Source organism: Natrinema pallidum DSM 3751 (genome assembly GCF_000337615.1).
Classification (GTDB): Archaea; Halobacteriota; Halobacteria; order Halobacteriales; family Natrialbaceae; genus Natrinema; species Natrinema pallidum.
On the sequence record NZ_AOII01000092.1, the window covers coordinates 1 to 9977 of the forward strand.

Consider the following 9977-nt stretch of genomic DNA (forward strand, 5'->3'; position numbering starts at 1 on the left):
CAGAAGATTCACCAGCAACGTCCGGTCTTACAGGAGACGCTCGCTACCGCTACGCAACCGAGGTGTGAGTCTTAGCTAAAGACGAATGAGTAACAACCTTAAACTTTGATGTACGCGCGACAGAGGTGACTGGGGGTTATGAAACGTCGAACGGTTTTAATCGGGTTCGGTGCGATCGTCGTCGGCGGCGGGACCGCGTTCGGTACCGGCGCGTTCAGTCGAACGGAAGCGGATCGCGGGGTCAGCGTTTCTACCACGGTCGACGACGCTGCCCTCTTGGGGCTCGCGTCCGGGTCGGGCGACGCCGCCGATTTCGTGACCGGGGGGAGCGAGGGGTCGATCAGCATCGACTTGACCGCTGTCGAAAACGGTGTGACTGACCCGGGAGAGGGTGTAAACGAGGGTTCGGTCACGGCGTTTCCGAACCTCATTGAAGCGGAAAACCGATCGTCTCACACGCTCGAGTTATCCGTGGTGGTGCCGCCGACCGGTGGCATCATGCTCTTTCCCGAGGGCGGCTTCTCCGGACCCGAACGGATCGCCCGACTCGACGAGCCCGAGAATTACGTTCCGCTCTCACAGGGGGAGACGACGGAGTTGGGGCTCGCGCTCGACGCCGGCTACGGAACGGACCGCATTCCCGGGACGATCGCCGACGGTGATTCGGTCGAACTCGAACTCCGTACGAGCGATCCGAACGGCTGACTCGATGCCAGCGAGACGGCGTTCCGCGCTGTCGTGTCACACGCCCGTTGCCGACGGGTTGGCCGCTCTCAGTCGGTGATGAACTTGTTATCCCGCCAGTTGACGCCGCCCTGTCCGGAGCCGTGGTCGCGCGGGCCTTCGACGACTTCGATGTCCGCCGGTCGGGGTTCGCCGTCGACGATCCTGGTCGCCTCGAGGTCGCCGTCCCGCTCCGAGATCGCAGTCAGGGTGCCTTTCTCGGCGGCTTCGGCGATACCACAGAGGACGAGGAACATCTGATACTGTAACAGCGAGTTCTGGAGAACGGTCTCGCGGTCGCCCTTGAACGCGGCAAACTCGACGAGTTCGGACTCGATCTCCTCCTCTTCTTCCTCGTCCCAACTGAAGGACTTCTGGCGGCGCTCGTCCGGGTCCTCTTCGTAGACCCGATTTTCGGTGACGCTGGCTTTGAGCTGTGCCGTCGGGGTGTACTTGCTCACCGACTGATCCTCAGCGACGGCTTTGAGAATCAGCGTGTTGTTTCGCCGCGTGATCTCGACATCGGTGATTCCATCGGGGAAGGTCGCGTCGTCGATGTGGTCACGAAGGTCCTCAAGGGGCAGTTCGAGCGTCGAATGCAGCCGATAAACGTGTCTGGATTCCTCTGTTGACATTGTGGGAAGGTGTGTACGGCGATAGTCGTGGTCTGTAAGTACGAGCGCGTGACTTATATGACCTGCTATTAGATGCGTGAACTATCAGTCGGGAGACATTGCTCCCGGGCGATCGCCGCTCACGCGTCGGTAAGCGTCGCCTCGAGTTCGCCGCGCTCGTCGAGTTCCTCGAGAATGTCGGAGCCGCCGACGAACTCGCCGTCGACGAACGTCTGCGGGATGGTCTCCCAGCCGCTCTCCTCGTTGAGAGCCGTCCGGAACTCGTCGAGCGACTCGAGGACGTCGACGGTCTCGTAGTCGTCGCGGTACTGGTCGATGAGGCCGAGCGCCTTCCGGGAGTAGCCACACTGGGGCATGAGTTCGGTCCCCTTCATGAAGAGGACGACCTCGTTTTCCTCGATGGCGTCGGCGACCTGCTGGTTGACTTCGTCCTGGTCGAGACCCTGGTTCGGTGGGAACTCCATGATCTACGGTACGGCGGTGGCGGGGATATGCCTTGTGTCATCCATACTCCCGAGCCCGACCGCGGCCGGTCGGCTCCGGGTCGGATACCGGGCGGGTCGGGAGGACGGTGGGTCGTCGGGGCGACCGGTCAGTCGGCCGCGGTCGTCGTCTCGAGGACGTCGAGCTTCTCCGCGGCGTAGCCGAAGACGTCCCGATACCCGTTCGAGGACATGAGGACGGGATAGAAGCGTTCGTCGGCGACCTGTTCGTCGCCGTCGGCGGCGGCGAAGGGTGCGCCCGCCTCGACCGGCGTGAAGTTCTCGACGAAGACCTCGTAGGTGTCGGCCTGCTGTTTCCGAATGACGTCGGTGAGCCGGTAGACGGGGAGTTCGCGGTCGACGGTGTCGCCGGGCAACGCGCCGACAGCGGTGAGGAAGGCGCGAGTCAGGCGATCGGCGTTCTGGGCCGCCGTCTCCGAGCCCTGAAGACCACACTCGACTTCGACGGTGTCGACGGCCGAAAAGAGCCGTCCGTCCGCGAAGTTGCTCGTTTCGACCATCGCCGCCACGGGCAGTTGCGGGACGATTTCCGTCGCCGTCTCGCTGACCCCGTTGACGATCGCGAAGGGGTCGGCGTGGCTCTGCGTGGAATGCATCGAGAACGTCAGACAGCCCTCGAGTTCCGAGACGAGGGCGGCCGCGAGCCGCCCTTCGTGTGTCTTGGCGTCCGGATCGCCGGGGAACGTACGGTTGAGGTCCTCGTCGATGAAGCGAACCCGTCGTTCCAGCGCCGCCTCGTTGGCGACGACGAGCTTGACGGGACGGTTGACGGTCGGGCGTTCGTCGAGTAGTCGCTCGACGGCACGGACGCCACAGGGTTCATCCCCGTGGATGCCCGCGACGACTGCGATCTCCGGCGTTCCCGACCCGAGCTGTGCAACTCTCATTGTACGATACTTGGGCCGCGGCGTGAAAGGCGATTCGGTCTCTCGCAGGACCGACCAATCAGCGATCGTGACCGGTCGGCCGGGACCGCGACACTGCCAGCCGCTATGGGCAGCGCCGCCCACCCGATCGGGGCGGACCTGTCACGGCCACGGAGTCACGACGTGGCTGCGGAGTCCGCGAATCGGACGGTGCCGTCCGTCTCGAGGGGCCGGGCGGTCGGCCGGCGGGCGGGATCGTCCCACCGGCGGTTAGTCGAGCCCGCGGGCGTACTCGAAATCGATCTCCGTCGCTTCCGGCCGGCCGCCGTCGAGTTCGATCCGCCAGCCGTGCAGTGCCGTCGGATCGCCCAGCGCGTTCGCGATCGTCGTCCGGACGTCGCGGACATCGACGCCGTAGTAGTCGTTCGGCACGTCATCGAGGTACTGCCCCGCCGTCTCGAAGAGGCTCCGCATCCCGTCGTCGTTCTCGAAGTCGAAGTGTTTGTAGGCTCCCGCCGCGACCTGCACCAGTCCGTGCAGAAACGCGCTTTCCGTCGTTCCGCGTCCGTAGTTGTACCACTCCGCTTCGAAACAGTCGTGCGATTCGTGAAACGCGCGGGCGTTAAAGAGTGCCACGCCGTGGACCACGGCCCGACGCAGCGTGCCGTGTTCCCATCCGTTCGATTCGGGTCGTCCCCGACGCCATCCGGTCGGGTTCCCCTCGGTCGGCGGGCCGACGGTGTAGTCCCGGGTGTGCTCATCCATGGGTCGTACTGAGCCGCTGGTGTGGTTCGGCTCCGCTCGAGCGGTCCGTCGCCGTCCACTCGCGCGAGTCGCGGTCCGGGGCGCGGGTGTGTTCGGCCATAGTCGATTGGAGGGTCGGTATGCGTGTAATTCCGTCGGTTACGCACACCCTATCGCTTGTAGGCACCGAATTTATGCCGGTTCGACCCATCGTACGGACTAGATGGCACAGCCTTACGGTCGGTGTGAGCACTGCGGCGAACGCCTCTACGCCCACATCGAGGGCGGGTACCAGTGTCTGAACTGTGAGCGGCGGTACACGGCGGCCGACCTCGAGCCCCGGACGGCCTGAGCGTCGGGACCGATCCGCCGTCGTCGCGCCCGCGCTCGAGACCGGTGGTCGAACCCGAGGAGCGAGTGGTCCTCGCCGACGGCGGCTCGAGGCGTCGACGAAATTAGAGCCTGCCACGAAGGAATAGAGACGGCTCACGGTGGAGTAACTCGGTGATCTCGTGCCACACGATTACGATGACCAGCAAAGCGACTCCGAGAAGGGGAATCAGGATGGGAAAACAGTAGACGCGAGTAGTGCGGTTCTTCCGATGCCGTCATCAATACTCCGCTGGAAAGAACGGAAAACGGGTTATTCGAATAATGGAGGACGATCGGATATACCGGTGTAACTAATGGCAAGTTATTGACACTCCGACTCTCGAACGTGACGTACACGCCGACAGCGATCATGCTCAGTAGAGACTGGAAAAGCACGCGATACAGGATCACTCGGCGGATAGACCACTCAGCTGGGACAGTGGCCCCTCTGGAAACAACCGAAAGAACACGGCCCGTACCAAAACGAGGACACCAAGTACACCCCCAAACAACAGCGCCCAAATCGATGGGGAAACACCGCCCGTTTCCACCAGATAGTGGCTGTACAGGCTTCCAACGGCCCACAATAGGGTGAACGCGGCGAGGGCTCCGAGCACGATTGAGGCGAGGATCCGAGTCACCGCCATGTCACCGGACTGGATCCGATTGCCGGAACCGAGAACTGCCGAACTAAGTCGGATTCCGTGTGCCAGCGTACCGACCAGAACCGAAAAGGCGAGGAGACCGGGAATGAGTGTCGTTACCGGAAACCAAAGCAATTCGAGGATAGTGTCGAAAAGAATCACGGATTCGTTGACTACCCCGGCCATCAAGAGGATCGAAAGGACGGCGAGGATGGGTTCAGCTACCCGTCTCTCGACCGGGCTATTAAGGCCGATAGCGAACATGACGTGTGATAAACATCATTTCAATAGTAATAAATCTACTGTAGACCGGGGGTAGCCGCCTGTATCAATCGAATCGAGTCGATGTCTGCTATAGTAGCAACTGAAACGAGTTACATACTGATCGCAACGCCGTCCTGCGATCAGGTGTGTATTGACTGTCAGTGGTTACTGTTGGAACGTGTCTGTGCTGTACACGCGTCCTCGCTTCAATATAACTCCCGGAACTTCTCACTGATTATGGGTTACAACAGAGTAACGCATGTTCTTCTGTGAGTGCGCAGATCAAGTCAGGCTCTCATTCTATTCCCATATATTTCGTCTATGGATTGTGTCTGAATGATTATAAAACGATATTTATATTGGAGGCGTGCGTTACCTGTATTGGTTCTATTATTTACCGGAGGGGAGGAAAGATACAACAAGTTTGTATTGTCTCTCTATCGCGAGTGCTGTTAGTCCGATACCGTAGGGGGTTTATATGTCCGACATCCTTTGGTAGGAATGCGGGCCAAAGGCCCGAGACGAAAATAGACTCGGACAAGCCTGAAACGGCCTTGTGCGAGTAGCGTGCGAGGGTAGCCAAGCGGTCAACGGCGGCGGACTCAAGATCCGCTCTCGTAGGAGTTCGTGGGTTCGATCCCCTCCCCTCGCACTGACCACAGTGCGCGGCAAGACGGAGCGTCTTGCCCTCGCAAACTTCTGCTGCCGATCCGAACGCGACCAGCCACCGGCTCGGCGGTTCGCTCGTCGGCCCGGTCGCCGTTCGGCCCCGCGACGGGGTCGCCCGCTCGAGCGACGAGGCTCCCGGTCCAAGCGTGTGCTTGGCGTGTTACTGGCGCGTTTCGTGCTCGTTTCGCTCTCGAGAACGATCCGTTCCGCGCCGTAAGCAGTAGATATAAGTCCCAACACGTCAACTGGTAAAGTGGAAGCCACGCTCCAGAATATAGGGGGCTGCACGCAAATGCCCCGGGTGCTAAGACACCCGAGACGTGGCTTCCAAAGCGCCCCGCTTTGGTTGCCATGCTTGCATACATTCTACCGGGATATAAACGTCCCGCACGACCACGGAATCGCCCGACGGAACCAGCTTCGGCTATGCATCGACGGTCGCGGAGTGGTCGGCATGCGTAGCGGCCGCGACGACCACGAGAGCGACGACGCCGACGCCTGCGACAGCAGCACCGCCGACCGCGACGACACCGACGCCAACCGCGACGACACCGACGCCAACCGCGACGACTCGTCGCCCCCCGACTGTCCGCGCTGTGGCGACCCGATCGCGTTCCTCACCGTCTCCGGTCCCATGACCGGCTCGGTCAGCCCCTGTGGCTGTTCGGTGCCGCCCGCGCTCGTCCACCGCGAGGACTGATCCGGGGCTCCGACTCGAGCCCCGGCGGCCAGCCGGCCGGGCGGCGGGAGCCATCGGAACCACCACCACTGTCGACATCCTCCGTCGATCGGCCGGCTCGTAAACGGGGCCTCGAGCGCGCTCTCCGGGACCGTTTCACCGGCCCGACAGCGGCGTCGCGCTCGGCGCGAACCGGTCGGGCCGCGGGACGACAGGTAGGATCACTTTTCACCCACGACTCCCGATGATGGGGCATGAACGAGCCCCAGTCGGACACCAGACGGGCGGCCGTTGCGATGCAGGCCGCCGCCGACGGTGCCACCGTCGCGGCGAATTCGTTTCGAACCGACCTCGACATCGAGCACAAAGACGGGAAAACCGATGTCGTGACGCAGGTCGACCGGGACGCACAGGAGACGGTCATCGAGACCATCCGGACGGCGTTCCCGGACGATCCGGTCGTCGGCGAAGAGGAGGACGCGCTGAAGACGGTCCCCGAAACGGGTCCGGCCTGGATCGTCGACCCCATCGACGGTACGAACAACTACGTACGGGGCTCGCGCGCCTTCGGCACCGCCGTCGCGGCCGTCGTCGACGGCGAGCCGGTCGCCGCCGCCTTCGACTGTCCCGCGCTGTCGGACACGTACCGCGTCGGCCCGGACGGCGTCTTCCGCAACGGCGAGCCGCTGTCGGTCAGCGACTGCACCGACCCCGAAACCGCCACCGTCTGCCCGACCTTTTGGTGGGACTTCGACCAGCGCGATCAGTACGCCACGGCCGCCCGCGCGGTCGTCGATCGGTTCGGCGACATGCGCCGATACGGCTGTACCCAACTCGAACTCGCGTTGGTCGCATCGGGCACGCTCGAGGGAACGATGACGAACCTGCAAACGAACCCGTGGGATACCGTCGCCGGCGTACAGTCGATCCGCGCGGCCGGCGGGGTCGTCACCGACCTCGAGGGGAACCGCTGGCGACACGACAGCACGGGCCTGGTCGCCTCGAACGGCGCGGTTCACGACGAACTGCTCGCTGCGACCCGCGAAATCGTCGCGTGAGCCGCGGGCCGATCCCGGTCAGCCGATCGGAAAGTGCCGCGCATTGAAACCGGAAACGGTAAGCGGCCGCCACTATCGGATTCCGGTATGGACGACTTTATCGACCGGTTCGGGGCTGAGCGCGTCTGGGCCGCGACCGTCGCGAGTCTCGCCGCCGCCGTGGTCCTCGGCGCGGTCCTGTTCCCCCAGCGAGTGTACGTCGATTTCATCTGGCAGTACTTCTGGGGGCCGGTAGTCGCCGACGCGCACAGCTGGAACTGCGTCGCCTGGGCCGGCGGCCAAGAAATCCCCTGCAGCGAGGCCGGTGCCGGTGCCGGTCCGACCGCCGAGCCGGGCTACACCTTCGTCTCCTACGGCGGCTACATCCCGACGCTGGTCCTGTTACTGACCGGGGTCATCTTCCTCATTCGCCGCCTCGAGATCGAACGGTACCGCGCGGGCTTTTTCGCCCTGTTCCCGTTCATGCTCTTCGGCGGCGCGCTGCGGGTCGTCGAGGACGTCAATGCGACGGCCTTCGAGGCGACCGGCGAGATGGCCATCCAGCTCCCGTGGTCCGGGTTCATCATCAGCCCGCTGATCTACTTTACCGTCTTCTTCATCGCCCTCTTCGCGGTCGTGACATCGGTGTGGCTCGACCGCACCGGCTACGTCTCGGGCTACGAGTACCCGCTGGCCGGAATCGGGACCGCGGCGCTGACGATCACGATCGCGTATCTGGCGTTCGTCGCCGCGACGGAACCCTACGCGGAGTTTCACCCGCTCGTTCCGCTCGTCGTGCTCGTCGGCGCGACGCTCACGACGGCGCTCACCTGGATCGCACTCGAGCGGGTCGCCCCGGAACTGAACCGCGGCACCCGGTCTATGGGGCTCGTCGTCATCTGGGCCCACGCGGTCGACGGGGTCGCGAACGTCGTCGGCCTCGACTGGGCGACCTCCCTCGGCCTGCCGGCCAACCTCGTCCCGAAACACCCGATCAACCGGGCGATCGCGAACACGACGGCCGACGTGTTGCCCGCCAATATCGTCGCCGCCACCGGGTCGGCCTGGCCGTTCCTGCTCGTCAAAATCGCGGCCGCCGTCTTCGTCATCTGGATCTTCGACGAGACGGTCTTCGAGGACAGCCCCCGCTACGCCGTCTTGCTCATGATCACCGTCGTCGCCGTCGGCCTGGGTCCCGGGACCCGCGACATGCTGCGGGCGACGTTCGGCGTCTGATCGGCCCCGGTTTGCGCGTCATCGTATTCGGCTCGTTGCTCACGTTGCTTTCGAGCCCGGGCTCCCGACGACCGCGCGAGTGGCGCGACCGCGAACGGGGAGTTTAATCGCCCGCGGCGGGAACGAGCGTGCATGAGTGAGACGAACGGCTGGTTCGCGGCCGGGGACCGCGACGATCCCGACGCGATGACGACCGCGATTCGCCAGGGGAGCGCCGACGAGTCCCGCGATTGGCCCGCCCTCGCGGTCGAGGCCGGATTCGCAAGCGAGGCCGAGGAGTACTACGACGCCCTCCGCGAGGCGACGACGGCCGCGACGCGGGCCGCGGTGACCGAACGCGAGCGGGCCGACGACCGCCAGCTCGTCCACGCGATCCGGGCGATGGACGACATGGGACGAATACTATTATAGAATCTGTGTTTCATCCCGTTCTGGATTTCTCCCTGCTACGACTCTGGCAACGGACTTCGTAGGCTCTGCTCAAGGGCATTTTAGTTTTCATCACAATGAGTGAGAAATATAGAGTGCTGCTAAAGAGATTGAATTATGGCTATTGCAGGTGTTCAAAGCTAAGTGAAAATTCTATGAGTTGGACAATGATGCTCTTCAGTTTTCTTATTAGGGCCAGTTGCACCCTACCCCTTTCTTGTTAGGATCGGCTGCTTACCCTGAACTATGTATCCCCCTCCCTAATGAGATATTCAGGGCACCGCCTGACCAAGGAAAGATGCCCTGATTCCGCCGAAACCGAGCGGCTGATCCCACTCGGACTGCATTAGCAGCATTTCAGCGTACGCGTCGGTCCGATTTAGGGATTTGGTTGCTCCGAAGAGAGTCATCAATATAATCCCACCAATCGCACGACCTGACATTCGGCCGACGCTGAACTGGATCGAACGATCACACATTCGAGACGAGAATACGGACGTGAAGACAGCAGAAGACAGACAAAACAACTAAACCAAATTCCAGTCTCTCAACGTATGCCCGTAGTACAGATTGATTTCAGTTGGATCCCGAAGCAGTTGAAGTTTGTTCGGACCCGCTGCGGGCCAAAACTAGTTTCAGATGGACCCCTTTGGGTTCCACTTTCACTCTAGCACAATCACATTTATGATGATACAATCGGTAAGCGTACCGCAATGACAAAATGACACGAAATCGGGAGAGACACGAATGCGAGTGATAGCACACCTGCAAGCACGTGCGGACACGGCCTACGACAATACGTACCATCACAAGCTTCGAGGTCGGATCTGGAACGCGCTTGACGGAACCGAATACGACGAGATACACGATGAGGGTCGTCCGAAGGGGTTCACGTATAGCAATCCGTTCCCGCCGGGAGACATGCGAGAGGGAGACGAGCGAACATTACTCGTGGCGTCGCCACACGAGGAACTGCTCGCCAACGTTGCGGCCGATCTCAAAGACGACCGAGAGTTAAATATCGGCCAGATGCCCTTCCACGTCGATTCGGTCAACGGGCTGGCGACCGACGTGGGCGAACCGGGCACGTCGGGCACGATCGAGACAGGGACGGGCGTGTTAGTTCGGATCCCGCCGTGGCGCTTCGAGGAGTACGGCATCGACACCGACCACGAT

The 9977-nt window shown here is 62.4% G+C and carries 11 protein-coding genes, 1 tRNA gene and 1 pseudogene; 8 read left to right on the forward strand and 5 right to left on the reverse strand.

Annotated features, from left to right (window positions below; all coding sequences use genetic code 11):
• The first annotated feature begins 138 nt into the window (after positions 1-138).
• Positions 139-705, forward strand: coding sequence for a hypothetical protein (locus C487_RS16235; RefSeq protein WP_006186913.1), 567 nt, complete (start codon positions 139-141; stop codon positions 703-705).
• Between the two features lie 68 nt (positions 706-773).
• Here the strand turns inward: C487_RS16235 and C487_RS16240 are convergent, their stop codons facing one another.
• The 4 genes from C487_RS16240 to C487_RS16255 all read right to left on the reverse strand — a co-directional run bounded on the left by C487_RS16240 (position 774) and on the right by C487_RS16255 (position 3492).
• Positions 774-1358 carry a DUF7110 family protein gene (locus C487_RS16240; RefSeq protein WP_006186914.1) on the reverse strand — a complete coding sequence of 195 codons (585 nt, stop codon included), beginning with the start codon at positions 1356-1358 and terminating at the stop codon, positions 774-776.
• A gap of 119 nt (positions 1359-1477) precedes the next feature.
• Entirely contained in the window at positions 1478-1822 is a 345-nt protein-coding gene (locus C487_RS16245; protein ID WP_006186915.1) for a glutaredoxin family protein, read from the reverse strand.
• Positions 1823-1950: 128 nt separating this feature from the next.
• Positions 1951-2748: a M14 family metallopeptidase gene (locus tag C487_RS16250; protein WP_006186916.1), complete on the reverse strand. Its 798-nt coding sequence runs from the start codon at positions 2746-2748 to the stop codon at positions 1951-1953.
• Between the two features lie 249 nt (positions 2749-2997).
• Positions 2998-3492 carry a DUF309 domain-containing protein gene (locus C487_RS16255; protein WP_006186917.1) on the reverse strand — a complete coding sequence of 165 codons (495 nt, stop codon included), beginning with the start codon at positions 3490-3492 and terminating at the stop codon, positions 2998-3000.
• A 202-nt stretch (positions 3493-3694) separates the two neighbouring features.
• On the opposite strand from C487_RS16255, the gene C487_RS21765 reads away from it, so the two are divergent.
• Entirely contained in the window at positions 3695-3823 is a 129-nt protein-coding gene (locus tag C487_RS21765) for a hypothetical protein (RefSeq protein WP_006186918.1), read from the forward strand.
• A 427-nt stretch (positions 3824-4250) separates the two neighbouring features.
• On the opposite strand, the gene C487_RS16260 is transcribed toward C487_RS21765, so the two are convergent.
• The gene (locus C487_RS16260; protein ID WP_006186919.1) at positions 4251-4751 is read right to left on the reverse strand and encodes a hypothetical protein; all 501 of its coding nucleotides are present in this window, start codon (positions 4749-4751) and stop codon (positions 4251-4253) included.
• Positions 4752-5320: 569 nt separating this feature from the next.
• Between C487_RS16260 and C487_RS16265 the strand changes: the two genes are divergently transcribed.
• From C487_RS16265 to C487_RS16290, 6 genes and pseudogenes are all read left to right on the forward strand, one after another.
• A tRNA-Leu gene (locus C487_RS16265) sits at positions 5321-5403 on the forward strand.
• A gap of 471 nt (positions 5404-5874) precedes the next feature.
• On the forward strand, positions 5875-6120 hold the full coding sequence (locus C487_RS16270; RefSeq protein WP_006186920.1) for a hypothetical protein: 246 nt from the start codon (positions 5875-5877) through the stop codon (positions 6118-6120).
• 233 nt (positions 6121-6353) lie between these two features.
• Positions 6354-7157, forward strand: coding sequence for an inositol monophosphatase family protein (locus tag C487_RS16275; protein WP_006186921.1), 804 nt, complete (start codon positions 6354-6356; stop codon positions 7155-7157).
• Between the two features lie 87 nt (positions 7158-7244).
• Entirely contained in the window at positions 7245-8372 is a 1128-nt protein-coding gene (locus tag C487_RS16280) for a DUF63 family protein (protein WP_006186922.1), read from the forward strand.
• Between the two features lie 132 nt (positions 8373-8504).
• Entirely contained in the window at positions 8505-8783 is a 279-nt protein-coding gene (locus C487_RS16285) for a hypothetical protein (protein WP_006186923.1), read from the forward strand.
• Positions 8784-9548: 765 nt separating this feature from the next.
• Positions 9549-9977 (forward strand): annotated as a pseudogene (locus C487_RS16290) (CRISPR-associated endoribonuclease Cas6); the annotation flags it as partial.

Bases quoted from the DNA above. Each gene is read 5' to 3' on its own strand.
- C487_RS16235 (WP_006186913.1), top strand. From the start codon at position 139: ATGAAACGTCGAACGGTTTTAATCGGGTTCGGTGCGATCGTCGTCGGC.
- C487_RS16240 (WP_006186914.1), bottom strand. From the start codon at position 1,358: ATGTCAACAGAGGAATCCAGACACGTTTATCGGCTGCATTCGACGCTC.
- C487_RS16245 (WP_006186915.1), bottom strand. From the start codon at position 1,822: ATGGAGTTCCCACCGAACCAGGGTCTCGACCAGGACGAAGTCAACCAG.
- C487_RS16250 (WP_006186916.1), bottom strand. From the start codon at position 2,748: ATGAGAGTTGCACAGCTCGGGTCGGGAACGCCGGAGATCGCAGTCGTC.
- C487_RS16255 (WP_006186917.1), bottom strand. From the start codon at position 3,492: ATGGATGAGCACACCCGGGACTACACCGTCGGCCCGCCGACCGAGGGG.
- C487_RS21765 (WP_006186918.1), top strand. From the start codon at position 3,695: ATGGCACAGCCTTACGGTCGGTGTGAGCACTGCGGCGAACGCCTCTAC.
- C487_RS16260 (WP_006186919.1), bottom strand. From the start codon at position 4,751: ATGTTCGCTATCGGCCTTAATAGCCCGGTCGAGAGACGGGTAGCTGAA.
- C487_RS16270 (WP_006186920.1), top strand. From the start codon at position 5,875: ATGCGTAGCGGCCGCGACGACCACGAGAGCGACGACGCCGACGCCTGC.
- C487_RS16275 (WP_006186921.1), top strand. From the start codon at position 6,354: ATGAACGAGCCCCAGTCGGACACCAGACGGGCGGCCGTTGCGATGCAG.
- C487_RS16280 (WP_006186922.1), top strand. From the start codon at position 7,245: ATGGACGACTTTATCGACCGGTTCGGGGCTGAGCGCGTCTGGGCCGCG.
- C487_RS16285 (WP_006186923.1), top strand. From the start codon at position 8,505: ATGAGTGAGACGAACGGCTGGTTCGCGGCCGGGGACCGCGACGATCCC.